At 52.8% G+C, this 25193-nt stretch carries 25 protein-coding genes; 13 read left to right on the forward strand and 12 right to left on the reverse strand.

What is annotated here, in order from left to right; all coding sequences use genetic code 11:
• Positions 1-35 precede the first annotated feature (35 nt).
• The 3 genes from FEE96_RS23500 to FEE96_RS13140 form a co-directional block, all read right to left on the reverse strand.
• A complete protein-coding gene (locus FEE96_RS23500; RefSeq protein ID WP_171021702.1) occupies positions 36-197 on the reverse strand; it encodes a hypothetical protein in 162 nt (53 codons plus the stop codon).
• Positions 198-277: 80 nt separating this feature from the next.
• A complete protein-coding gene (locus FEE96_RS13135) occupies positions 278-1243 on the reverse strand; it encodes a pyridoxal-phosphate dependent enzyme (protein WP_138163552.1) in 966 nt (321 codons plus the stop codon).
• On the reverse strand, positions 1240-2220 hold the full coding sequence (locus FEE96_RS13140; protein ID WP_171021703.1) for an ornithine cyclodeaminase family protein: 981 nt from the start codon (positions 2218-2220) through the stop codon (positions 1240-1242). The genes FEE96_RS13135 and FEE96_RS13140 overlap by 4 nt, the downstream gene beginning before the upstream one ends.
• Before the next feature lie 106 nt (positions 2221-2326).
• On the opposite strand from FEE96_RS13140, the gene FEE96_RS13145 reads away from it, so the two are divergent.
• The 5 genes from FEE96_RS13145 (at position 2327) to FEE96_RS13165 (ending at position 7955) form a co-directional block, all read left to right on the forward strand.
• Positions 2327-3466, forward strand: a complete 1140-nt coding sequence (locus FEE96_RS13145; protein ID WP_138163554.1) for an aminotransferase class I/II-fold pyridoxal phosphate-dependent enzyme — start codon at positions 2327-2329, stop codon at positions 3464-3466.
• Between the two features lie 3 nt (positions 3467-3469).
• Positions 3470-4087 carry a helix-turn-helix transcriptional regulator gene (locus tag FEE96_RS13150; protein WP_138163555.1) on the forward strand — a complete coding sequence of 206 codons (618 nt, stop codon included), beginning with the start codon at positions 3470-3472 and terminating at the stop codon, positions 4085-4087.
• Positions 4084-5238: an acetylornithine deacetylase gene (gene argE / locus FEE96_RS13155; protein WP_138163556.1), complete on the forward strand. Its 1155-nt coding sequence runs from the start codon at positions 4084-4086 to the stop codon at positions 5236-5238. The genes FEE96_RS13150 and argE overlap by 4 nt, the downstream gene beginning before the upstream one ends.
• Before the next feature lie 10 nt (positions 5239-5248).
• Complete coding sequence (locus tag FEE96_RS13160) at positions 5249-6205, forward strand: ornithine cyclodeaminase family protein (RefSeq protein ID WP_138163557.1); 957 nt, start codon at positions 5249-5251, stop codon at positions 6203-6205.
• Positions 6206-6743: 538 nt separating this feature from the next.
• On the forward strand, positions 6744-7955 hold the full coding sequence (locus FEE96_RS13165; RefSeq protein ID WP_138163558.1) for a hypothetical protein: 1212 nt from the start codon (positions 6744-6746) through the stop codon (positions 7953-7955).
• A 487-nt stretch (positions 7956-8442) separates the two neighbouring features.
• Here the strand turns inward: FEE96_RS13165 and FEE96_RS13170 are convergent, their stop codons facing one another.
• Positions 8443-8787: a hypothetical protein gene (locus tag FEE96_RS13170; protein ID WP_246079438.1), complete on the reverse strand. Its 345-nt coding sequence runs from the start codon at positions 8785-8787 to the stop codon at positions 8443-8445.
• Positions 8788-9078: 291 nt separating this feature from the next.
• Between FEE96_RS13170 and FEE96_RS13175 the strand changes: the two genes are divergently transcribed.
• Positions 9079-10371 carry a sulfite oxidase gene (locus tag FEE96_RS13175; RefSeq protein WP_138163559.1) on the forward strand — a complete coding sequence of 431 codons (1293 nt, stop codon included), beginning with the start codon at positions 9079-9081 and terminating at the stop codon, positions 10369-10371.
• A gap of 80 nt (positions 10372-10451) precedes the next feature.
• On the forward strand, positions 10452-11162 hold the full coding sequence (locus FEE96_RS13180; protein ID WP_138163560.1) for a c-type cytochrome: 711 nt from the start codon (positions 10452-10454) through the stop codon (positions 11160-11162).
• Positions 11163-11247: 85 nt separating this feature from the next.
• On the opposite strand, the gene FEE96_RS13185 is transcribed toward FEE96_RS13180, so the two are convergent.
• The 4 genes from FEE96_RS13185 to FEE96_RS13200 all read right to left on the reverse strand — a co-directional run bounded on the left by FEE96_RS13185 (position 11248) and on the right by FEE96_RS13200 (position 14644).
• Positions 11248-11964 (reverse strand): anti-sigma factor family protein, encoded by a 717-nt coding sequence (locus tag FEE96_RS13185; protein WP_138163561.1) that lies wholly within the window; start codon positions 11962-11964, stop codon positions 11248-11250.
• Complete coding sequence (locus FEE96_RS13190; RefSeq protein WP_138163562.1) at positions 11961-12464, reverse strand: RNA polymerase sigma factor; 504 nt, start codon at positions 12462-12464, stop codon at positions 11961-11963. The genes FEE96_RS13185 and FEE96_RS13190 overlap by 4 nt, the downstream gene beginning before the upstream one ends.
• Before the next feature lie 219 nt (positions 12465-12683).
• Positions 12684-13484 (reverse strand): carbon-nitrogen hydrolase family protein, encoded by an 801-nt coding sequence (locus FEE96_RS13195; RefSeq protein WP_138163563.1) that lies wholly within the window; start codon positions 13482-13484, stop codon positions 12684-12686.
• A 2-nt stretch (positions 13485-13486) separates the two neighbouring features.
• Positions 13487-14644, reverse strand: coding sequence for a M24 family metallopeptidase (locus tag FEE96_RS13200; RefSeq protein ID WP_138163564.1), 1158 nt, complete (start codon positions 14642-14644; stop codon positions 13487-13489).
• A gap of 140 nt (positions 14645-14784) precedes the next feature.
• Between FEE96_RS13200 and FEE96_RS13205 the strand changes: the two genes are divergently transcribed.
• From FEE96_RS13205 to FEE96_RS13230, 6 genes are all read left to right on the forward strand, one after another.
• Entirely contained in the window at positions 14785-15471 is a 687-nt protein-coding gene (locus FEE96_RS13205) for a GntR family transcriptional regulator (protein ID WP_138163565.1), read from the forward strand.
• Positions 15472-15691: 220 nt separating this feature from the next.
• Positions 15692-16966 carry an ABC transporter substrate-binding protein gene (locus FEE96_RS13210; RefSeq protein WP_171021704.1) on the forward strand — a complete coding sequence of 425 codons (1275 nt, stop codon included), beginning with the start codon at positions 15692-15694 and terminating at the stop codon, positions 16964-16966.
• Between the two features lie 56 nt (positions 16967-17022).
• On the forward strand, positions 17023-18225 hold the full coding sequence (locus FEE96_RS13215) for an ABC transporter ATP-binding protein (protein WP_138163567.1): 1203 nt from the start codon (positions 17023-17025) through the stop codon (positions 18223-18225).
• The gene (locus FEE96_RS13220; RefSeq protein ID WP_138163568.1) at positions 18222-19109 is read left to right on the forward strand and encodes a carbohydrate ABC transporter permease; all 888 of its coding nucleotides are present in this window, start codon (positions 18222-18224) and stop codon (positions 19107-19109) included. Before FEE96_RS13215 ends, FEE96_RS13220 begins: the two co-directional genes overlap by 4 nt.
• Positions 19096-19953, forward strand: coding sequence for a carbohydrate ABC transporter permease (locus FEE96_RS13225; protein WP_138163569.1), 858 nt, complete (start codon positions 19096-19098; stop codon positions 19951-19953). Before FEE96_RS13220 ends, FEE96_RS13225 begins: the two co-directional genes overlap by 14 nt.
• 106 nt (positions 19954-20059) lie before the next feature.
• The gene (locus FEE96_RS13230; protein WP_138163570.1) at positions 20060-20878 is read left to right on the forward strand and encodes a metallophosphoesterase; all 819 of its coding nucleotides are present in this window, start codon (positions 20060-20062) and stop codon (positions 20876-20878) included.
• 179 nt (positions 20879-21057) lie between these two features.
• On the opposite strand, the gene FEE96_RS13235 is transcribed toward FEE96_RS13230, so the two are convergent.
• The 4 genes from FEE96_RS13235 to FEE96_RS13250 are packed head-to-tail and all read right to left on the reverse strand — an operon-like array spanning position 21058 to position 25183.
• Positions 21058-21366: a Dabb family protein gene (locus FEE96_RS13235; RefSeq protein ID WP_138163571.1), complete on the reverse strand. Its 309-nt coding sequence runs from the start codon at positions 21364-21366 to the stop codon at positions 21058-21060.
• A 45-nt stretch (positions 21367-21411) separates the two neighbouring features.
• A complete protein-coding gene (locus FEE96_RS13240; RefSeq protein WP_138163572.1) occupies positions 21412-22419 on the reverse strand; it encodes a LacI family DNA-binding transcriptional regulator in 1008 nt (335 codons plus the stop codon).
• Positions 22420-22430: 11 nt separating this feature from the next.
• On the reverse strand, positions 22431-23591 hold the full coding sequence (locus FEE96_RS13245; RefSeq protein ID WP_138163573.1) for a dihydrodipicolinate synthase family protein: 1161 nt from the start codon (positions 23589-23591) through the stop codon (positions 22431-22433).
• 8 nt (positions 23592-23599) lie between these two features.
• Positions 23600-25183 (reverse strand): GMC family oxidoreductase, encoded by a 1584-nt coding sequence (locus FEE96_RS13250; protein ID WP_138163574.1) that lies wholly within the window; start codon positions 25181-25183, stop codon positions 23600-23602.
• Positions 25184-25193 lie beyond the last annotated feature (10 nt).

Consider the following 25193-nt stretch of genomic DNA (forward strand, 5'->3'; position numbering starts at 1 on the left):
TGGGGCCGGGCGATACATTGCCCAAACCCGACTTCCTATTCTGGTTCAGTCGAACAAAACGGCCGCGAATTTGGCGCTATCTTGTTTGACTTGTCATAGGAATGGAACCCAGTAACAATCAACGCTGGCACGATTTCACCGTTCATTGCAAACCCTACATTGGCGCCAAAGATATCATTCAGGCTGGAATGGGTCATTAGAATCGCCAGCAAATAGATTTGGCGATCCACCTTGGTTTCATCGTCCAGTGTTTTAATCTGACTCCAAAGTCACTGTCTCAGAACAACACCTTGGCTATCCGGTCCTTATCATAGTTTGCGCCGCATAAGAGAACCACATTGATGGCTCCGGCATAATTGTCAGGTTCGATCAATAAGGGAGCCAGAGCAAGTGCTGCGGCACCTTCCACTATCATGTTTTCTTGCCAAGCGAGAACGCGCAAGGCCCCTGCGATCTGGTCTTCGTTGACATGAACAATCTGGTCGATAACGTCACTCGCCAACGGGAGGGTTAAAGAGTTTTCGTCCACGCCGCCGGCTACCCCGTCAGCGAGCGTGTCCAGATGCTCTGTTTCGACAACCTCCCCGGCCTTGATCGAGGCTGCGAGCGCTGCGGAGTTGGTGGCACTTACACCAATGATACGTGTGTCGGGCGATACTGATTTCACAACTGAACCGATGCCCGAGATCAAACCGCCACCGCCCATGGAAACAAAAATGTTGTCAATACGAGGCAGCTGTTCGAGAATTTCCAGCCCAATGGTCCCCTGACCTGCGATGACTTCGGCATCATTGTAAGGCGAGACATAGGTATGTCCTTCGGTGTCTGCCAACATCCTTGCATGCACCTCGGCCAGAGATGAGTCTGCACCTGCAATCACCACACGCGTTCCAAAAGCCTCGATGGCTTTGCGTTTCTGATCGATCACAGTTTCAGGCAAAACGACGGTGAGCTTGTGTCCAGTTCTTTGGGCAGTCAGCGAACAGGCAATGCCGTGGTTGCCAGAGGAGGCAGTGATAACCGGCCGATCAACAGGAACCGAGCTGAGTTTAGCCGAGGCACCGCGAAGCTTGAAAGATCCGGTGAGTTGGAAATTTTCGGTTTTGTAGTGGATCTCTGTGCCGGGGAGCAAAGTCATTCTGCTAGGTAAAACTTCAGTTTTTCTAACCAGGGCAGCGATGCGTCGGCGAGCGGCAACAGAGCGGCAGGCGGATTGAAGAACCCGTTCGGTTGGACGTGTCATGTGATAGTTCCTTCATTTGGTTTGCCTGTTTGCGCTGCGCGATAAACAGACAAGGAAACGGCTGCGTCCTGGACTGCGAGGCCTGTCAGATCGGCAATGGTGATTTGGGCGTCGTTGGTTCGCCCCGGGTGGTCGTCCGACAGAACTGCACCAATCGGGATAACGGTTTTGGCAGAGAGTTTTCCCGCCGCCGCCGCCGTTTGAAATTCCCCGTGCGAGAGCGACTGGGCCGCCAGATCACACAGGCAAAGGTCAGCGCGCAGAACCAGATCTGCCTCCAACTCTTGTTTGCCAGGGCAATCGGCGCCAATTGCTGTAATATGCGTGCCAGGTGCCACCCAACTGGACTGCACCAAGGGCGTTTTGGTTGGGGTTGTGGTAATGATCACATCTGCCTGCTTGCAGGCCTCTTGTAGATCACTTGCGGCACTGGCCTCTATGCCATCGGATCGCAATCTCTGTGCTGTTTGCTCCGCTTGATCCGGCCGCCGCGCCCAGATCTCGAAAGTGATGCCTGGATTGGATGACAGATGCTGAAGGCAGCGGGCCTGATGTTCGGCCTGCAGGCCCGCCCCAACAATGAGCACTCTGGAAAAATCAGCCCGCGCCAGAGCCAGAGTGGTCAGCGCTCCGCCCAGACCTGTACGGATGTCCGTCAACCAGCCCTCGTCTTTCAGCAGGGCCAGAGTCTGACCCGTTTTGGCGCAGAACAATAGGTTCAAGCCATTTGAGCTGGCCAGGCCCTGGCTTGGGTTGTTGTAAAACCCGGTTGCGATTTTGACCACAAAACCTTCGCTGCCATCAATGTGCCCGGATTTTACATGGCAGTCGCCATTGACCTCTTCGAACCCAAGATAGGTGACCTCAGAAACCTGCACGCAACCCTGTGCCTGTGCAATATAGGCTTGGCGTATGGCCTTTGCTCCAGTGGACAAGTCAAGCAGGCCCTGGATCTCAGATTTATGTAGTTCCAGCAAAATGTCTCTCAATGCTTATTGACTGATTTTTTATACTCAACTATCTAAATTATACAAATGAGTCAATTTCAACAACTCTCTACCCCGCTTATCGAAAGGTAATCCAATGTTCCGCGTAGATTTTCACCCCTTCAAGGTCGAGCAATTTCTGTCGGAGCTGGAACATGGGGTTACGTATAATTTTTCAGAAAGTGGCGTGCACCCAATTTCGTTTCAGGGTCTGGTGGACATGGCCGACATTGACCTGCCCTCACTAATGGCAACGCTGATCGATTATCCGCAAGTGAATGGAAAGCAGTCCCTACGGGATACCATCTCAGGGTTTTACCCAGATTCTTCGTCGGATGGGGTGATGATTACAGTTGGTGCAACCGAAGCCAATACACTGGTTGCCAACACGCTGCTGCAGCCCGGGGACAACGTCGTCTGCTTTCGGCCAACCTATGAACAGATTTCGGGCAATGCGGCCAACCTGGGCAATGAGGTGCGCTGGGTTGATCTGGTTGGGTCCGACGGGTGGGCCATCGACAGCGCTGCGCTCGCCAAGGCCGTAGACAATAAGACACGCATCATTCACGTGGTGAACCCAAACAATCCAACCGGGCGTATCCTGTCCGACAGTGACCGCCGCCAAATCATCGCAGCGGCTGATCGTGTGGGAGCATGGATCGTTGCAGACGAGGTCTATGCGGGCACTGAACGCGAAGGTGACGTTGAAACACCTTCGTTCTGGGGCAGCTATGATCGGGTTTTGATCGTCAATTCGACATCAAAGGCCTACGGTCTCCCGGGTTTGCGCCTCGGCTGGCTTGTCGGACCGGAAGATGTCATCACCGAGTGCTGGCGGCGGCACGAATATGCCTCGATCACTACATCGATGTTGTCGATGGAGCTGGCAGATAAGGCCCTGTCAGACCCCACACGATCGAAACTAAACGCCCGGGCAAAAACGCTGATCCGGACTGGCTTTGATGTTCTTGCTGCGGAATTAGCTCGCCACCCCGGTGTCTTCGATGTGGTGCCTCCGCAAGCCTCGGCGATGTCTTTTGTTCGTTTCGACCTGCCAATTTCTTCAGAAGATTTCTGTATGCGTCTGCTGCGTGAGCGGGAAGTTCTGGTCATTCCCGGTTCGCGATTTGGAGTGGAAAATCATTTTCGCTTCAGCTCCGCCCTGCCCGAAGACCACTTGCGTGAGGGTCTCTCACGTCTCAATGGTCTGACAAGTGAAATTCTACAGGGACACTAAGCCATGACCAATCGTACTGCTCTTTTGACCAATACCAAGGCGCTTGCTGAGGCGATCCCCCTGCTGATGGGGGACCGAGTTGAAGTCGTTGTTCACGACCTGCGAAGCGAGACAATCGCCCATATCGTCAATCCGTTTTCGCAGCGTAAATCTGGCGATCCATCGAACATGCAGGAAATTGATTTTCGCCCCAGTGACACAGTCATCGGCCCCTATGAAAAGGTAAATTGGGATGGCAATGTCATCCGCTCGATCAGTGTTGTGATGCGTGCTGAAAGTGGTGACGCTGAATTTGTGCTCTGTATCAACCACGATCAAGTGGACCTGCAGCAACTGCAACGAGCGGTCCGTGCTTTACAGCCAGCCAGACTTTCCAGCTCACAGCCCGAATCCCTGTTCCGCAATGACTGGCATGAACGGCTGAATGTTTTTGTCAGTGATTGGTGTGTGCAAAATGGACATCGCGTTGATGAGCTGGATCGTACAGCGCGACGTGTTTTACTCGGCGCTCTTGAAATCTCGGGGGCATTGTCCGAACGCAACGCAGCCTCATACGTCGCGCGCCTTTTGGGAGTTAGCCGCGCCACCATATACAACGATCTAAAGGCAAATACCGGATGACAGATGACCTAACGCACAGCCTTTCTGTGCTTTCAAAGCTGATAGGATTTCCAACCGTTTCCGATCAATCGAATGTGGATCTCATCCACTACATCATGGCCTATCTCGATGAATTCGATGTCAAATATCACATCTTTCCTGACAGCTCTGCGACCAAGCTGGGCCTGATTGCGCAGATTGGGCCGAATGTAGAAGGCGGCACTATTCTGTCAGGCCATACAGATGTCGTCCCGATCGCCGGTCAGGTTTGGAGCAGTGACCCTTGGATCCTGACTGAGCGGGATGGGCGATTCTACGGTCGCGGGACCTGCGATATGAAAGGGTTTGTGGCATTGGCGCTCGCAGCTGTCCCGAAGTTTGCGTCGGCCCCTTTGGCGCGCCCCATCCAGCTGGCGTTTTCATTTGATGAGGAAGTCGGTTGTCTTGGCACTGCCCCCTTATTGACCGCGCTTGAAACACATTTCCCCCAGGCTGAAACCGTGATCGTGGGGGAGCCCACATCAATGTCCGTGGTCACTGGCCACAAAGGTGGCTTGGGGCTTGTGACGCGATTACATGGCAAAGCGGCCCATTCTTCCAGGCCTGACTTGGGCGCTTCGGCCATTTCACACGCAGATCCTTTGATCCAGTGGCACAGCGCCAGACAGGAAAAAGCACGCACGAGTTCCTCCGCCAGTGGGTTTATTCCTCCTTATTCAACGGTTCAGGTTGGCACTATCAAAGGCGGGGTGGCGTTAAATACAGTGCCTGATCTTTGTGTCTTCGAAAGCGACATACGCTACATGCCACACGAGACTGCCAGTGATTGGGTCGATGAGTACCGGGCGTTAGTCGGGTCTGTTGAAGATGCGATGCGCACCGAATGCGACGATGCGCGCATTGAGCTGGAGGTGACTGAAGACATCCCGGCCATGCTGCCTGAACCTTCTGGCGCGGCTGAGGTGTTGGCCCGTCAGTTAACCGGCGACAATTCGGACAATTGTGTTTCCTACCAGACTGAGGCGGGTCATTTTCAGGCGGCGGGCTATTCCACGGTTGTTTGTGGGCCGGGGAGTATTGAGCAGGCTCACGGACCAGATGAATTCATCTCTGCCAACCAATTAAGACAGGGTCAGGCCTTTATGGAGCGCCTGATCACAGCCCTCTGCTGAAAGAAAAAACATGCGCAATAATACCCCTACCATTCTGAACGCTGACCAAGTTGCAGGCCTTATCGGGAAACTTGATCTCGCGGCCGAGCTGCGCGGAATGTTTGCTGAATTGGGTCAAAAACAAGCAATTCAACCAGCCCAAACAGTAACGCTGTTTCCCGAAGATCGCGGTGACTTCATCACCTATTTGGGCGCGCAGGGGCAATCAGGTGTGTTTGGAGCAAAACTGTCTCCTTATTTGGTGACCGGGGGTAAACCAATCATCACCGCTTGGACATTATTGCTGTCGATGGAAACCGGTGAACCACTTTTGTTGTGTGATTCAGGACAGCTGACGACAGAACGGACTGCGGGCACCACAGCTCTGGCGGTCGATTTACTGGCAAGCCCAAAGGCGGCGAGCCTTGCGATCATTGGTTCCGGGAGCGTGGCGCAGGCACACTACCGCCATGTTATGGACCTGCGAGAATGGGACACGGTCAGGATCTACTCGCCCGGCCTTGACTCTGACACCGCGAGGCAAAACCAATGGCGCGACCTATGTAAGGATGCTGTTTTTGCGGACTCTGCAGAGGCGGCAGCAACTAATGCGGATGTTGTCATGCTGTGCACCTCTTCTGGCAGGCCGGTCATTGCCAACAGTGCAATTGGGCCCAACACGCTTGTTACCTCGATCAGCACAAATGTTGCCCAGGCGCATGAGGTCAATCCTGACTGGCTTTCTACAACGCAGGTCTACTGCGACTATCGCGCCACCACCCCAAATGTCGCCGGGGAAATGGTCCTTGCAGCGCAGGACTTCGGCTGGAAACCCGATGAAATTCGAGGGGATTTGGCTGAACTGACCAATGACCTTGCTCCCAAACCCGAAGCAGGCAAGCCGAGTTTTTTCCGTTCAGTGGGGCTAGGTCTGGAAGATATTGCCGCCGCGCAGGCTGTCCTGCGTTGCCTTGAAGGTACGACGTAAGCCGGTTCCGATCAAAACCATAGGAAGTCAGAGGCGGGCAACTTGCCGTCCGCCTCTGACAGCGAACTCTCCTATCTTCGGAATTCCCTCCCCCGTGGGATGAGGCTAAATGTTTTTCAAATTTATAGCTTCTGGCTGTCCCAGACAAGGCAGGTCCTCTCCCTGCATTATCCGCAATCGCTTGCGTCAAAAATTTAATGTGAAAACGCAAACTTGGTGATGTTTTCGCCTTTTGAGGGTGCTCGGTTATTGAACGGTAGTGGCTGGAACTATCTAAATTAGACAAACTGTATGATGACTGGATATACCTGCACACCACATTTCCGTTGATGGTCTGCATAGATTTTTGGTTAGATCAGAAATTCTGAAGGAGACGGCCTTGGCTGGCATCGCTCCACGGCCTGAGATTAAAGGTTCCACCGCAAGAGTTGTCACACACGGTATGTTTCATACAGCCGGACATGGTTACTCAAAAATCTGTTGAACGGCGTTCAAGAATATGCAATTAGTTTAGTGAACGCCGTTCATGGAGGTAACGATGATTGTTTTAGCGGATACAGACTCTCTGGTGGCTGACGCCATTATTCCCCAAGCGGCACAAGCGGAAATAGAACTCCGGTCGCGCAAGTTAATGGTGGCAATGGCCATTAACGCCATTCTGTGCTTTGGTATATTATCGGCAACTGGCGGATTTATCTTTTGGCTGGCATCGGCGCTGTCGGTGGCAATCGTGGGCCTGCTGTTTCTTGGGACCGGCGTTCTAATCCTGCGGGCGGATCACTCCGATTTCACGTTCTTTGGCAACGCCTCGGCCCTGATAGGGGCCGGGATGTTGATCGGCGGCGCTGGCATAGAGCTGATAGACAAATATTCGGACATAGCCGGTTGGGTTATGGCACCTGCCGGAGCACTGGTGGCCACCCTGTGTGTCTTTGCCTTGAACAAGCAAGAGAAAACCGGGCGCTTTGTTGCTGGTTCGATCCTGTTGATGGGGCTAGCGCTACACTTAATTGGTCTTGGCTTTTTACTTAACCAAGCCGCGATCGACGGAGCCCTGATTTCAATTTTTTATCTCTATGCAACATTAGCGATCGCAGGTGCAGGCTGGTTTATCGATGTTCGTCTAATAACAGCATTGGCTATTGTGCCTTTTGCACAGGCACTGGACACCAGCACTTTCTATTTCCATGCGGCATATGTGTTCTATTCGCCAGAATCGACACTCTCCATTTTGCAGATGTTGTTGTTTGTGTTTGTACTGCTGTTTGTAGCGCGCACCCAATCTAATCAGCTGTCCAGACACGCCATGACCTTGGCAGTAATGGCCTTCATTGTTGCCAATCTTTGTGCGCTGGTTGGCAGTTTGTGGGGCGACTATTTGGGCGAAACACTGTGGGGAACCAGCAGATACGAAGATTGGGACAGCAGCACCTATAGCAGTTGGTACGATGCTCGCGACGCCTTTCGCGAAACCGCAATGTTCATCTCGGCCAATATGTATTCCGTTCTGTGGGCGATTGGACTGGCAGGGGCGATCAGTTGGTTTGCCCATTCGAACCAGCGCGGATTGTTCAACACGGCTGTTACTTTTGCCTGTATCCACGCGTACACACAGGCCCTGGAAAGTTTCCATGACGAACCATTGGCCTATGTGATTGGTGGGCTGGCTGCAATCCCACTCGCCTGGGGGTTGTGGCGTCTGGACAGCTGGCTAACAGCGCGACAATTGACCCAGGCAGATCATCCGTGATCGAAAACACAGGGGGCTTCAAACTGTGGGTTCATCAGATGTTACTTCTCCTCTTGCTGCCCGGAATGGTCTGCGAGGTGCACCAATAGTCGCGGTACCGTGGTCACTCCAACAGAATTCATTCTAGGGCTCAAAACCTCGATCACTGGAACGCCACCAAGCTCCCCGCCGACCGGAGGTCTCGCTAATATTACGACGAGGTGCAGTTATTTCCTGTGGTGCCAAATCGTGCGTATTTGGTAGCTTTGATCTGCTGGAACAAGTTGCTCAGCATAAATCCGTCTTTTTCAAAATGGCCTGGGCCAACTATCAGGATGCTAAACTAGAAACGTTGCGATTGGTGCTAAATACGCAACTCACCGTTGCTCAACGCCGGAACTAAGCAGGGATGCGAGAGATGATCATCGGAGAGCCACCAAGTAGATCCGAAAGGCGTTGGGACTGAACCTGTTCAATGGAATGGTAGAGCCCCAACGCAGATTGGGCCTCACCGGTTGTAGTCGATCCATTTCGACATCAGGCTACGATCGCGGATGCATTCATCGGGAACGGTGCGCCGCTTCATTCTCGCGATACGCTCGGCAAAAGCCACCTGTTTCGATGAAGCATAGTTTTCAAACTTACCGCCCTTTGGGGTATCTTTGTTCTCACTGATCCAAACCGACAGAGCATGGCGATCTTGCTGAACGTCCGATGGTAGGGTTTTCCCGGTTCGCTTAGCAATCGCGAGCGCAAATTGGGTTTGCTTTTCGGTCACAGGCAACAGGTGGTAGTCATTAGATGAGGAGCCCATTGGATTTGTGCTGGGAACGTTTACGGCTGTGTCTTGCATCAAAATTCTCCCATTAGCGTTCTTACAAATTAGAACAAAAAGAGAACAAATGCAAGGGCCCATCCCGCTCGGCCATTTGAAGAGTCTCGCTAGGCAACTCGGGATAGCGGTAGCCAGGTTCGCCATCATCGCAACAGGTGCCGACAAGACTGGCTGGGGCCCTATTCAACAGAAGGTTAGTCAAAAATGAGAATTATTTTTTGCCAAGGGAATAAACCAGCCGCACCCCCCGTTTCTCTCATGCGACCTGAAACAAATTACTGACAGGTTTAAAGCTAAAGGGAGGAAAGAATGGCCGAGATCGACCAGAAAACTGACGCTCACAGTGTCACTACCGAAGAAACCGGAATTGCCCGCAGTGAAGACGCTGGCCAGGTACAAAGCCCAAGCCGCCGTGGCTTTCTGACACGCACCGGCCTTGCAACTGTTGCTGCCATGGTCGGAACATCCATTCCATTCAGTAAAAACCTGCCTATCGGTTTTGTTCCTGCTGCCATGGCTGGTGAAAATGTGCTGGCGGGCAAAGATGGCCTGACGTTGTTGAATGACCGTCCGGTGAATGCTGAAACGCCACCGCACCTGCTGGATGATGCGATTACGCCCACCAACCGTCACTTTGTCCGTAACAACGGTATTCCGCCCGAGGAAATGGACGCAGGATCCTGGACCCTGACCATCGACGGTTTCGTAGATAAGCCAATGACTCTGACCATTGCGGACCTGAAAGAAAAGTTTGAGGTCGTCACCAAGGCGCTGACACTGGAATGTGGCGGCAACGGTCGTTCGGCATTTGATCCGCCGGCAAAAGGCAACCAGTGGACCCTAGGCGCGATTGCCTGTTCTGAGTGGACCGGTGTGCGTCTGAAGGACGTTCTGGAGGCCGCTGGCGTACAGTCCAACGTTGTTTACACTGCGCATTACAGTGCAGACAGCCATTTGTCGGGTGATCCGGCCAAGCTGCCAATCTCACGCGGCATGCCAATCGCCAAAGCAATGACAGACGAAATTCTGATCGCGTTCGAAATGAACGGTGCGGAGCTGCACCCTCTGAACGGTGCGCCATTGCGTCTGGTTGTTCCGGGCTGGCCTGCCTCGACGGCTCAGAAATGGCTGAACCGGATCGAGCTGCGTGACGTTGTGCATGACGGGCCAAAAATGACCGGCAAAGCCTACCGGGTGCCAAACCGTCCGGTTGCACCGGGTGAAAAGGTTGCTAAGGAAGACTTTGTGATCATCGAGCGGATGCCGGTGAAATCGCTGGTGACCTTTCCGGCCAATGGCGCCGAAGTTGGCATGGAAACCGAAGTTCGTGGCCACGCGTGGTCGGGTGATCGTACGGTTGAAAAATTGGAAATCTCCACCGATTTTGGCACGACATGGCAAACAGCCGAGTTGGACGCGCCTGTGAACTCGGGCGCTTGGCACAACTGGCGTGCAAACGTCAAATTTAATCAGGCCGGTTACTACGAAGTCTGGGCGCGTGCCACAGACAGCAATGGTGACGCACAGCCGTTTGCCATCAACTGGAACCCCAAAGGGTACCTGAACAACACCATGCACCGGGTCGGTCTGCGCGTCAGCTAACCCAGTGAACAGGGGCGGTGCGGTTGTGCCGCCCCATTACGATGACCTTTATCCAATCTCTTAAATACCTGGAGACATACATGCGTTTGTCCAAACTTGGCGGGTTTGCCCTGTCCACCGTTCTGTTGATCCCGACTCTCACCGTCGCAGAGTCTGCTATTGACCTGTTGTCGACTGCTGATCTGGCCAAGGGTGAAAAAGCATTCAAGAAATGTAAGGCCTGCCACACAGTGGACGAAGGCGGCAAAAAGAAAACCGGGCCGAACCTGTTTGGGATCGTTGGCGCACCAGTGGCCGCGGCTGATGGCTTTAACTACTCCAAGGCGATGGTTGGCTATGCTGGCGAATGGACAGTCGAGAGACTGGACGCGTTTCTGACCAAACCCAAGGCCGAGATCAATGGCACCAAAATGAGCTTTTCTGGCCTGAAGAAGGCCAAAGACCGCGCCAACCTGATTGCCTATCTGAACAGCCAATCCAGCTCGCCACTTACGTTCGGCGCAGCTGAGGCCGCTGATGCTGGCGAAACAGCTGAAGAAGAGCACGAATTCGGCATCTTGTTCGATGCTCCGGGTGTTGAAGAGACTTTTTACGCTTGTTCAGCCTGTCATTCGGAAATGATCGTTGCCCAACAGGGGCTGACACGCGATGGCTGGGAAGAGCTGTTCGAATGGATGGTCGAAGATCAGGGGGCTGCGGAAATCGATGAACCGGATCGCACGATCATTCTGGATTACCTGACCGCGCACTACGGAGAAGACCGCCCCAATTTTCCGGGCAAAACCAACTGAATTTCACCGCAGGCGGTCCAGCTCCTGATTTTGAATGTTACTCTTCAAGCTCCTCATATGCGTTGGGTTTGAAGGGTGTTTTTTGTTAGGCCTTTTGGCACGGGGTTGCAGCATCAGTTGCCATTTTCATGGCCAGTACTGTGGCAGGCTGGAAATTTGAGCGGGTTGCCTGTTGGACGAAGTCGGAAACAGCATCGAACCGGCGTTGATCCATTCCGGTTGCAAGTATCGTGTAGCTTCCTGAAACAGTGCTCCATTGGCTGACCCAAGCGCTGTTGGGTGTTGGAAGGTCAGACCCAAGCGGTCCCGACAAGATGGTTAGACGGCAATTGTTGCGGCCAGAATAATGCGCAACGATCTGGTCTTTGGGCAACTGTCGCTGCTCAACCAGGTACAGATTAGCCAACTCAAGATCCGGAATGCCCGTTTGGTCGTCATAGCCCACCTGCGTCGGCAAGTTGTTGAGCTCATAAGCCTTCAACAGAAATGATTGGTGCCATTCCATTGGTGTCTTCTCCCCGGCGGGCCTAAACAGAAATGTCCCTGCCAGAATGAACACCACAGCAATCGAAGCGCATAACGCCATTGGACGCCAGTTTGTGTTCGCAGGCGCCAGAACAGTTGGCTGCTCTGGTTTTAGCCCCGCCAACGCGCCAGACACCATACGGATTTCTTCCAGCATCTTCTGCAAGGCAGGTTCCTGCGGCAGCCGCGCCTCTATTTCAGTGCGCTGCGCTGACGTTACCTCGCCATCGCTATAGGCGCTCATCAGATCCCAGTCACGGTCCATAGCGTCACTCATGCTTGTCGGTCCTTTTCGCTACTTGTGCCATCACTACTCATCGCAATGACCAATGCGCGCCGTGCCCTGCTGACGCGGCTCATGACTGTTCCATGCGGCACATCCATAACTTCAGCTGCCTCTGAATATTTCAGTCCCATTACATCCACCAGAAACAGCACCTCGCGCATCGGTGCCGCGAGTTTTTGGAACGTCATGCGAACCAGTACGTCGTTGGCATGGTCGGTGCTTTGCGCAAGATCAACTAATAAACGGCTCTGAGAACGCGAATATTCCATACGCACCCGTTTTTTCCGCAAGCCGTCCAGATTTAAGTTGCGGATAACGCGGAACATCCAGGGTCGTAGATCTTCCAATTTTGCCGGATAGGAATTCGCGCGAAGTGTTCGTTCAACGGCATCCTGCACAAGATCTTCAGCTTCATCTCGGTTGGTTGCAACGGCCAGTGCATAGGCGCGCAGTTCCGGAAGAAGAATTTCGATGTGGGACAAGGAGATCATTTCTTTTTATCAGCTCAGCGGTAGGTTCAGTCAAACAGCGCGTGATGATCTACCACTTTGCACAACAAACAGGTGGTTTTGTAACGTGAAACAGCTGCTAAGTCACCTTTGTTTAGCTGGATCTCTGGATGTCTCAGGCAAGGTTTTTTCTAAACGTAATCAACGCCCGCGTTGCGCCTATTTTGTCAGGATCGGGGGCAGTCCAATGGAAACGTCAAGCTAACAGCCATAAATGTTTGCCCCAAACATTTCTTGGTCCCTTAGATAGGGGAGCCGATTTTGAGCATCAGCAACTTTGTCTAACTGCAATTGGCCGTAGATAATCTCGGGCTGATCCCCTGCGCGTGCAAGTTCCCGACCATCTGGAGTGGCGATAAAGCTCTGTCCCAGGAATGTCATACCATTTTCATCCCCAGCACTGTTGGCATATGCAAGGTAGATCCCATTTTCGTAGGCACGGGTTGGGATCATTTGTTGGGCTACCCATCCCCATTGTGCGCCAAGGGCCGTTGGCACCAAAATGAGTTTTGCCCCCAAATAGGCCACATGTCGCGCTGTTTCGGGGAACTCGGCGTCATAGCAGATTAGCGTGGCTATTTGCACACCGCGGTAAGTGAACAAAGTGCAGCCCTGACCCGGTGTGAAGTGACTACGTTCAAAACCGGGAGGAAAGACCAGCTTGCGATGCCCGCCTAGTCGCGAACCATCCGGCCCAAAGCATTGCGCTGCGTTGTAAACCAAGTCACCTTTGCGCTCAGGAAAGCCATAATGGATGGCGATTTCATGTGCCGCGGCCAGAGCTGCAATAGCCTGAGCAATGGGCCCATCAGAAGGTTCCGCGAGGGCGAGAATCTGATCGCCACGATTATAACCTGTGGCAAAAAGCTCTGGAAGGACCAGAAGATCAGCACCCTTTGCGGCAAGAGTCGGTAAGGCCGTCCCAAGCCACCTTAGCCGCTTTTGTGTAGTAGGTAGATCAGCAGGAGATTGCCCGACGGCCAGGTGGAATGTGCGCCCCATCTTCAGCCGTCCGTAACCAGCAGAGTGCGCGGGTAGTCGGTAAGGTAGTCAAACCCGGTTTCCGTCACCACAACAGAGTCACCGATGCGCCCTGCAGTGACCCCGTCGATGGAGATCCCTCCATCCACAGCAAAGGTCATCCCTGGCTGCAGGACTGTGGTATCGCCGGTTTTTAGCTCTGGCGCCTCAAGATAGGCTACTCCGATGGATCTCCCAGTGCGATACCCCGTTTCATAGCCACGTTCAGCATAGATGTCGTTGGCAGCAGCAGCGACTTCTTGCGCCTCAACGCCGGGACGGATGGTTGCAATGGCGGCTTGTTGGGCATCAATGGCGGCCTCTTGCACTCGTGCGGCGGCATCTTCCACCTCGCCAATATGGAACATCCGATCAAACCCTAATTTGTATTGTTTGAATTGTGCCAAGTTGCAAAAGCAGAAATACACCGGATCGGCGCGTTGATACCGACGAACCGATGCGCGACGATGTACCATGGACGTGTCCTTGCCGCTTTGCATGATCTGTAGGTTATGGATCATCGGCGAAATGAAGCGTTCCCATCCTTTATCGGTCAAGAAAGTTGCCGCTTTGCGAGAACCCGCTTCGATCACCGCCAGCGCGCTTTCATATTCCTGTGCGCCCGCCTGTACGCTGAGATGTGCTGCGGCCATCATTGCTCCGGCAATCTGACCAGCCTCCTTCATCACCTGGATTTCGAACGGAGACTTGATCATCCGCATAGCACCCAGAATGGGTGAAATATCTTCGATCGGGACGCCCGGATAGGTCTCGTCTAGATGATTGCGCACGATGGCAGGAATACTGTGTCGTTCGACCCAGATCTCATCTGGCTTGTTGCCCAAAACTTCGGCTAGCGCCCGCCCCCATGTGCGCTGGCCACTATCTTCCCATGTCCGCACATCCTCGACCCATGTCATGGCACCGACCATTTCGCTTTCCATCAGCGGAGTGATAACAACGGGGGCTTCTTTGGCATCTATTACCAACATGGACGGACGGCCAAATTCGATGCCTAGATATCCCCAGAATCCAGCCAGATAAGCAATTGAGCTTTCGTCGGTAAACACGGCGCGTTGAATACCCAAATCCAACATGCGGGCCTGAAGAGTGACAGTGCGGGTTCTGGCTTCATCGAGCATAGCAGGAATCCTGTGATGGTGATGTAACGCTTGTCATAAATGCGTAAGCTGCATGCAGCTAGCGAGTCAATAGCATCACAAACGCCGATATTGTGCGAAAGCGTCATATGGTGTATGCAGGTCGAGCCAGGGAGAGACATATGAGCTTCGCCAAACGCGACGACGAAAAAGAACCGAAAAGTACGGTGGAGACCATCCAGACCGAGATATTACAGCGCATCTGTTTTCTGGATTATCAGCCCGGGTATCAATTGAAAGAAGCGGAACTGGCGGCCGAGTTTTGTGTTAGCCGCACACCTGTGCGAGATGCGATCAGCCGGATCAACCATCTCGGGCTAGTCGAAACGCGAAATGGTGTCGGTACGGTGGTGGTGGCGCTCTCTGCAGCACAGATACGCCATGTCTATGATATGCGACTGGAACTGGCCAAGTTGATTGGCACAGAGTCTCCGCGAGAAATTACCCGAAATGACTGCGAACGTGGGCAAGATTTGCTCAATGCGGCCCACGCATTGCTTCTTGATTTTGACCCTCGACGCTATGTTGAAATTAATCACCATTTGCATGGCCTAATCGCTGACTTGATCGGCAACAGTGTGCTGCAATCGTTCTGGTGGCAGACATATTATCAAGCAGCAAGTACGTGGTATCAGGTAAGTCTTCAGATGGGTGCTGAGGTGGCACAGGCGCTGGTGGCGGAATTAGAGGATATCAACAGGGCGTTGGAGCATGGTGATATCACCGCCATTGGTTTTATCCAACGCACCCATATCGGATACGGCTACCAGCGGATTAATCTCCACTTGCTTTCACCCGAGGCAAAGTAGCTAGGATATGTGAATTGAACTCACCACGGTAGGGGTAGCCGTATACGTTGTAACGTGACCGAATGGTTATGCCGCGCGGTATCTATGTTTCGCATCGCACATAGTTTTTGCGAAATTTTTGTGAACTCAGCGGCGCGTGATGCGTTCGTTACATAGACCATCCATTCAGATGAAGTCTCAATTCAGACGCACTCGCATCTTACTCCGAATGGAATACATAATGTTCTACAAAGTATCGGCCACGGCTTTGGCTTTGAGTTTGTCAGGTCTAGCTGCTGAGGCCAAAGTGACCATCACTTGCTTGACAAATGCAGGCCATCTGACCCGCCAGCACGAGCCGCTGATGAAAGAATTTAACGCAATGCAGGACGAGATCGAAGTCGTCTATGCAGCGCCTGCCAAAAACTACGGCGACACACATTTGCGTCTGTTCCGTGGCTCGGCGACCAACACCCTGCCCGATTGCGCATTTGAGGCGTACAATCAGTTACCGTCCCTGGCACGGGCCCTGGCCGAACGTGGTCAAATCGTCAACCTGGATGAGATGATGGCTGCCGAAGGCAGCGATTTCAAAGACGGAAACTACACAGATCAGATGCTGAACCTTGGCCGCGTGGACGGCGTTCAGTATGGTATGCCGTTCAATGCTTCGGTGATCCAGTGGTACTATAACGCTGATCTGTTCCGTCAAGCCGGACTAGACCCCGACAAATTCCCAACCGACTGGGATGGCTTCTTTGACGCAACACAGAAAATCGACGCATTGGGTGACGACATCGATCCGATGTTCATGTGGTTGATCAACGGCGACGATTGGGGCTTTCAGACGCTGATCCTGCAACAGGGTGGCCAAATGATGTCTGACGATGGCCAGTCCATCGCGTTCAGCGAAAACGACTATCACATCGAAGCTATGAAGATGGCCCGCCGTTTGGTGGTTGAAGGTGGTGCACGTACTGATCAGGACCGGGCAACTCAATTCACCGCCTTTACCGAAGGCCGTATGGGCATGTGGGGGCTGTCCCCTGCTGGCGCACGTAGCGCAGCAGAGCGGGTTGGCGATGCATTTGAGCTGCGATCAGCACCGTTTACTGTCTGGAATGATGCCGACGGCAAGCTGCCGACTGGCGGGAACGCGGCCATCATAACCGCTTCTGACCCGGAAAAACAGGCGGCGGCTTGGGAGTACATCAAGTTCCTGACCGGTGCCCGCGGTCAGCAGGTTACTGCAGAAATCACCGGGTATCTTCCCACTAACAAAGGGACCCTTGGCACTGATTATATGGGCGAATTTTATGCTCAGAACCCATATTATGCGACGCCAATCAAACAGTATGACCGGGCTGGCCCCTGGTCCGGTTACCCGGGCACACAGTCTGAGAAAATTTGGCGCGATCAGGCATCCACAATCCGCGCTGTTATGGAAGGCGAGGTTACACCTGAAGAGGGTGCCGCCAAGCTTGTCGAAATCGCTGAAAAACTGATGAAGCGATAAATTTGAATGGCAGGCAGGTTCCCCCTGTCTGCCATTCAACAAGTTCGGGTGCAAAAATGGCGCGACTAACTCTCAAAAATATCGGCAAATCCTTCGGTAAAACCGAAGTTTTAAAGAACATTTCGCTCGACGTGGAAGATGGCGAGTTTTTGTCGCTTGTTGGCCAGTCGGGCTGCGGAAAATCAACGCTTTTGCGGATCATATCAGGGCTTGAAGCCCCAAGTCGGGGCGAAATTCTGATAGACGGTCAGGTGGTTACCGAACAGTCTCCAAAACAGCGCAACATCGCGATGGTGTTTCAGGACTACGCACTTTACCCTCATATGAGCGTGGCTGAAAATATGGCAATGCCGTTGATCATGTCGCAACTGCCGCTACATGCCAGATTGCCCCTAGTGCGCCATGTGGCCCCGTCGGCGCGACGCGCAAAACCCAGCATGGCAACACAGGTTGAAACTGTCGCCAAACAACTGCGCATCGATCATTTATTGACCCGTAAACCTGCACAGCTTTCTGGTGGTCAACGGCAGCGTGTCGCGCTGGGTCGGGCGCTGGTCCGTAATCCGGGTATCTTCTTGATGGACGAACCGCTGTCAAACCTTGATGCAAAACTGCGCGTTGAAGTACGCCGCGAAATCTCTGAACTTCACCACAGTTCCGGCCTGACCTTTGTTTACGTGACTCATGATCAGACCGAGGCAATGACTATGTCTGACCGTGTCGCGCTGATGCAGGGTGGAGAAGTGTTGCAGGTTGCTGCACCAAATACGCTTTATACCAATCCGGTTTCGGTAGACGTCGCGCGGTTTATTGGTTCGCCGCAAATCAACATTCTGCCGGTCCAATCACGCCTTGATGGGTTGTTTCTGGGCGACATCAATCTGCATTTGGAAACTATTGGTAAGGTGTCTGACCTGCAACTTGGCTTACGACCCGAAGCGTTGTCATTTCGTGGGGTGGCCGGGCTACAACTACAGCCGATAAAACCCGGTTCAATCCTTTTGCCTTTTCAGAAACGTATGGTTGAGGATCTGGGACCTGAAATCCTGATCCATGGATGTTTTGAAGCTGATCCAGAAATTGAGATACGCGTCCGAGCGCAAAAGAACACCGATTATGGGAAAACAGATCAATTTGCAGGAACACATAAATTGCAGGTCGCAATCGATCCCACGCAACTGCTGCTGTTCAATGCTCATGGGCTACGTATTCAACCCACACCACATATGGCACAGAGCCTTGGCGAGGTTGTCACATGAGTTTGGGAACGAAGAAACGGGCCCAGACCCGGTTGGCCTATATGTTGGTTTTACCCGCTACTTTGCTAATCCTTGGGATATACATCTTGCCGATCCTAACGGTGTTCGGGATCAGTTTTACCGACTATTCTCTCGTCAGTAACTATTATGAATTCGTCGGCCTGGAAAATTACCGGCACATGTTGGCGGATGAGGCCTTTGGCAACGCGATAGTGAATACGCTGATCTATGCCAGCCTGTTCCTGCCAAGCTCGTTCATAATCAGTCTTTTCCTGGCTATAGCCATTCAGGAGCGCAAGCAGTTCCGCTCTATCCTTGAAGTGCTGTATTTCCTGCCCGTGACGTCCACGCTTGCTGCCATGGCATTAGTGTGGGCAGCGCTGATGGACAGCAATCAGGGTGTCATCAACCATTGGGCCGGGGCAGTTGGTCTGGGGCCGTTTAACTGGCTGGGGTCGGAAACCATGGTCCTGTTTTCCATGGCGCTGATTTCACTGTGGAGCGTTATTGGCTTCAATATGGTGCTGTTTTTGGCAGGCCTAACGGCCATTCCGTCCAGCCTATATGAGGCAGCCGCAATTGATGGGGCTGATCATCCGGTCGACAGGTTTTTTCGGGTGACTTGGCCCATGTTAGGGCCGACGTCGATGTTTGTCGCAGTCACCAGCTCAATCACTGCATTTAAGCTCTTTGATACCGTCGCCATCCTGACCCAGGGTGGTCCCAACAGATCAAGTGAAGTTTTCCTCTATCTCACATTCCTTGAAGGATTTGAGTACTTCAACATGGGGTATTCAGCAGCGCTGTCGCTTGTATTTCTCGGGATCATCTTCCTTTTTGCGCTGGTTCAGGCGCTGTTTGTGGATCGCAATGTCCAGTATTAGCCTTTCCCTGCGCTCCTACGCGCCCCGCTCTGTTTGGTCGCTCATTGGGACGTTGTTTCTGTTCCTTGGTGCATGGGTGATGGTGTTTCCTTTCATCTGGATGGTGTCGTCCAGTTTGAAACCCACCGACGAGGTCTACGACGCCAATTTTTCAATCATTCCACGCACATTCAAAGGGTTTGAAAACTACTACGAAGTTCTGTTCAATCAGCCCTATCTGATCTACTTGATGAACAGCTTTCTTGTTTGCTGCGGCATCCTGATCGTTCAATTGATCACGGCCGTGCCTGCTGCCTATGCCTTGGCCAAGCTCAAGTTTCGGGGCAGTTCTATTTTGTTTGGGACAGTGATCGCCGCCTTGACGATTCCGATCAACGTGACCTCAATCCCAATCTATGTGGCACTCGCGAAAACGGGGCTGCTGGATACATATCTGGCGATGATGTTGCCGTTCTTCATCTCGGTTTTTGCGATCTTTTTGTTCCGACAGTTTTTCCGCGGTTTCCCCGACAGCATTATTGATGCGGCTCGTGTTGACGGGTTCTCTGAAATGGAGATCATATTGCGCCTTGTCCTGCCGTCAGCCGTACCAGCTATCGCAGCGTTTTCTGTCTTTAGTTTTGTCGCTCATTGGAATGATTTGTACTGGCCACTGATTGTGGTCACAAGCCAGGACAAGATGACGGCGACACTTTCGATGATGCAATATCAGTCAGATTTCGACACCGATTATGGCCGCACCTTTGCTTCGGCCACTGTAGTCACCGCCCCCATGGTCATCGCGTTTTTGTTTGCCCGCCGCCTGTTTATCCGCGGCATCACGATGACAGGGGTAAAGGGATGATCTTAGAGCTCTTTGCTGTCGTCAATGTAGGCCTTCCCCACAAAACACATCGCGCATCTGACCGACGCCCGTCGTCAAATACACCCAATTCCCGGAGACCTGTCCCTTGTTGAAATTCATTGTCCTGTCCGATCTTCACATCGTGCCAGAAAGTAAGCTATCCCACGGGCTTTGCACCACTGATCGGTTTCTCCAGTCGATTGCCTATGTAAACGAAAACCACGCTGATGCCGATTTTGTCGTCATTGCGGGGGACATAGCAGATCACGGTGAAAAAGCAGCCTATGAACGGTTTCGCGAGTCCCTGGCGGATCTAAAGCCCAAGACCTATCTGACGCTCGGCAACCATGATGACAGGGCAGTGTTTTTGAACGTTTTTCCGGGATCTACCGATGAAACTGGCAGCGTCAATCACGTTATTGATCGTCATGGCCACCGCGTAATCGTGCTGGATAGCAATGACCCAGATGTTGGCCACGCAGGGTTGATTGATCAGGCACAGCTAAACTGGCTGGCTGCACGTCTGGACGAAGCGAAGGACCGCCCAGTCATACTCGTTTTGCACCACAACATTACCAAGCTACATGTCCAGACAGATTTCATTATCTTGCGTGAGAACGAAGCTTTTGCAGAGGTGGTAGCCAGCCATCCAGACATCCGTCAGGTCATTTGCGGTCACGTTCACATGACCACATCAGGCAGTTTCCGTGGTATTCCATTTTGTACCCTGGCCGGGGGTCACTACAGTATTGAACCGACACTGGAAAGTCTCTCGGGTCCGATCCCAAACCGTGTGCCGCGGCGTGAAGGTCCGGGCCAACTGGCAGTCGTACTGACGGATAGCGACAGTACAGTTGTTCATATGGAAAACTTTCTTGACCGACATTTGGTTATGCCGCGGGACCTTTTTAGATGGGAGGAGTGAAATTACGCTCTTTGGTGCGGAGGAAAAGGCCGCTGAACCCTCTCGGGTAGTGCCAGGTTACTAGAATGCGCAACGGCCCGAAGTCGTAATTGACGGGCGTTCTAAACGACCTAATACGCCAGCAAGGCTTTCATGACCTTCAGATCATCAGGACTGGTCGTAAAGGGTTTTGCGCAACATCAGGTTTCAAGATCAAATACAGTGATGCCCTGTGCTCCCCCGGTGCAGGCAGCGACCAATTTGGCCCCCATTTTAACATGTGTGCTGTGCGCTTCATAAGCCAGATGTGCGGCTCGATCTCGAAAAGTCACGATAAACCCGTAGTCAAAATCAGGTGTTTTCATTTCAAAATCAAGATTGGGACCAAACGTCATGTCAGTCATTCCGTCGACGACACCGACCAGGCCGGCCAAGCCTGTCATGATGTCCTTTTTCTCATCTTCGGAGAAATTGTTTTTGAAGTTGAGAAAGACGCAGTGCTTTAGCATGAATTCACCTTGGTAATTTGAAAAGAGGGCGTGTGCTGTATTCTTTTAGGTCTTTGAACTGGATGCCCGAACAACCAGATCAACCGGATAGCGCACCTGCGCTTTCGGCTGCTTATTTTCTTCAACCCAATTCAAGAGGACGTCTGCGGTTTGCTGCCCGAATGTTTTGACATCGCACCGCACGGAACTGAGCTGTGGAAAACACTGAGAAGCTTCTTCTATGTCATCGAATCCTACGATTCCGATATCCGAACCGACTTTCACTCCAGCTTGAGCAAACCCCGCCAACATGCCTAAGGCTACAAGGTCATTGAACGTCACTATGCCTTTGATATCAGGTCTGTCTCGTGTAATTTTAAGGGCGGTTTCATATCCAAAGCGACGGTTGGCTTTTCCGTGAAACGAAACGGGGTCTAACCCCGCCTCGCCCATTTTACGGAGATAACCACTTTTACGTTCGATGGTGATATCATGCGTTTCGATACCCCCAACAAAGGCAACGTTGTTTCCCCAGTTTTCCAGCAAGTGTTCAGTCGCGAGAATGCCGCCAGCATCGTAATCCATTGAAAATAATGGAAAAGATGCAGTATCAAATCCAGTAGATCGTAGAACCTGTATGGTTGGAATACCCGCCTGTTGGATGTCTTTAAAAGGGGCAACATCGCCCCCATAAGCGGGCGCAATCATTAAGGCAGATACGCCATGCTCAATCATGGAAGCAATCAACTGTTCCTGAAGCGCGGGGTCTTCGTCGGAGTTGCCAATTGAAGTAGCGAAACCCCGTTCAGCAAGTTTCATCTGAACCGACACGGCGAGTTCGGTGTAATACGGGTTGCGTAGATCATTGATGATCAAACCTACCAAGCCCGCGCCTGCTCCGCGCAGGTTGGCCGCTGCGCGATTGTAGACGTAGCGCGTGTCTTTGATTGCTTGATGCACAAGCGCCCGGGTTTCCTCTTTAACCGAAGAACTATTCTGTAAAACAAGCGAGACCGTAGATTTTGAAACGCCAGCAGCCTTGGCAACATCAATGATTGTTGGTCTCTTGCTCATTACTAAGCTCCTCAGGAAATTCCGTGTAGTGCGAGTAGCACACCCATCCTGTGCTGAGCCAGTTCTGGTTGTGACAACAGGCGGGCGCTATCCGCAAGCCTGAACACTTCGGCGTAGTGAACAATCTCGCGCGAAGACTGGAACCCATTGGGCATCACAAAATGTTCCTGCGCACCGTTCAGCCACGCAAGAAAGGCAATTCCCGCTTTGTAAAACTGCGTTGGGGACTTGAAAATTTCTCGTGACAAGGGAACCGTTGGCCCCAATAACGCGTGATAGGTTTGAATGTCGCCTTCAGCCAATGCCTCCAGCGCCTGGCTCGCTGCTGGGGCAATTGCTGCAAAAATCCCCAAAAGCGCATGCGAATATCGTGCGCCATCCCCTTCGATCAGGGCCGCATAGTTGAAATCATCACCAGTATAAAGCCGAACACCATCTGGTAGACGGGCCCGAAAGGCTTCCTCGCGGGATTGCTCCAACAAAGAGATTTTGATGCCGTCAATTTTGTCTGCGTGGGTGTTGATGATGTCCAAAACCGAGTCTGCGGCCCGGTCCAAGTCGTCAGCTCCCCAATAGCCTTCTAAGGCCTGATCGAACATATCACCGAGCCAGTGCAAAATGACAGGCGACGAAGCTTGTTCGATTAATCGGCCATAGACCCGCGCATAAACCTCTGGATCACCGCGCAAGGCGGCCATGGCGCGGCTTGCCATGATTATAATCTGGCCGCCGGCTGCTTCGATGGCCTCCATCTGTTCAGTATAGGCGGCAATGATGGCGTCTTCGCTGTTCAGATCCGCGATATCGAACTGATCCGCACCTGCACCGCAGGCGACCCGAGGTTTAAGGGGATGCGCCTTGGCTTCTACCATGGTTCGTTCGATCAGCTCTTTAGCGGTGAGCCAGTCTACCCCCATGCCCCGTTGGGCCGTGTCCATTGCCTCGGCCAAGCCAAGCCCCTGATCCCACAGCGTATAGCGAAACCGTAATGTATTGTCCCAGTCCACAGCAGGGCGGCCGACCCATGGATCCCGGTCTTGCATAGGGTCCGAGACCACATGCGCTGCGGCAAATGCTGTGCGTGTCAAAGCAGTACGAGGGGCACGCGGCTGTAATGGATCATTTGACATTCTGAACTCTTGCAGAGTGCCTTGGTAAGAGGGGAGCAGCATTTCGGACCTCACGATGCGTAGTCGGCGCGGATCATGTCGGCTGCTTTTTCAGCGATCATGATAGTCGGCGCGTTGGTGTTGGAAGAAATCAATCTGGGCATAATGGAGGCATCGCAAACGCGCAGGCCCTCTATGCCGCGCAGTTTCAGTCGCGGATCCACCACGGATGTGTCGTCTCCGCCCATTCGACAGGTACCCGCAGGGTGGTGATCGGTTTTGGAGTTGGCACAGGCAAAGTGGATGTATTCTTCGTCTGTTGTGACGTCTGGCCCAGGCAGGACCTCCCGTTTCACAAAAGGCTTCAGCGCATCCTGTTTCATGATTTCTTGTGCAAGCTTCAGACCCTTGATCGACATTTCGCGGTCATGAGGATCGGCCCAATAATTAGGGTCTAACAAAGGTGCTGCAGCTGGATCAGAGGAGGTCAGCCTGACCGACCCCCGTGAGCGGGGGCGTAGGTAGGCTGAGTTAAGCGTCACCCCTGCCCCCATTTTCTCGACCCCGGCTTCGATGCCAGATCCAAGCCCAAGGTGGAACTGAATATCCGGCGACCGCGCACCTTCCTCAGCGTACCAAAAGCCGCCGGTTTCAAACAGGCTGGAGGCAACCGGGCCGCGTTTTGTTAGCAGATACTGAAGCCCGGCTACTGCCGACCAATGTGGTTTGGCGTATTTGTCATAGGTATGATCGCCGGTGCACTCAGATATGGTGAACAGGTCTAGGTGATCCTGCAGGTTCGACCCAACTTCGGGTTGGTCCAGCTTGGTTTGAATACCAACCGATTGCAGGTGGTCTGCGGGCCCAACCCCGGAAAGTTGTAGCAATTTAGGCGAGCCAATCGCGCCGGACGACACAATAACTTCACTCTCAGCGTAGACGACTTCTGGTCCTTCAAGTTCTACCCCAACGGCGCGACCTTTATCGATGACAATACGCGTGACTTGCGCGCCTGTACGAATGGTCAGATTTGGGCGACCCATGGCTGGTTTCAAAAAAGCTACTGAAGCTGACGATCTCCGCGCGTTGCGTTGGGTTAACTGGTAAAATCCGACGCCATCCTGGCTTTCACCTGTCATATCTCGATTGCGTGGAATGCCAATTTGACCAGCCGCATCAAAATACGCGTCGCAAATGGGCAATGGAGCCCGTGGCTGGCTGACCCCTAATGGACCACCCTTACCGTGATAGGTATTGTCGAAAGTGTCGTTGTCTTCGGACTTGCGGAAGTATGGAAGAATGTCGTCGTATCCCCAGCCATTACATCCAAGCTGTCGCCACTCGTCATAGTCGATCCGGTTGCCACGGGTGTAGATCTGGGCGTTGACGGTCGACCCACCGCCCAACACTTTGGCCTGCGTATAGTTTATAACCATGTTGTTCATGTGTTTCTGGGGCACGGTTTGATAGCCCCACGATCCAATCCCCTTGGTCATTTTCGCAAAGCCAGCGGGCATTTTGTACAGTGGGTTCCAATCGGACCCACCACTTTCCAACAGAAGAACCCGAGCGGACGACTCTTCGCTCAGCCTTGCCGCCAAAACGCACCCGGCCGAACCACCGCCGACGATGATAAAATCATAACCTCTGGACATGTTTATTCCT

It is taken from the genome of Parasedimentitalea maritima, from assembly GCF_005771405.1.
Lineage (GTDB): Bacteria > Pseudomonadota > Alphaproteobacteria > Rhodobacterales > Rhodobacteraceae > Parasedimentitalea > Parasedimentitalea maritima.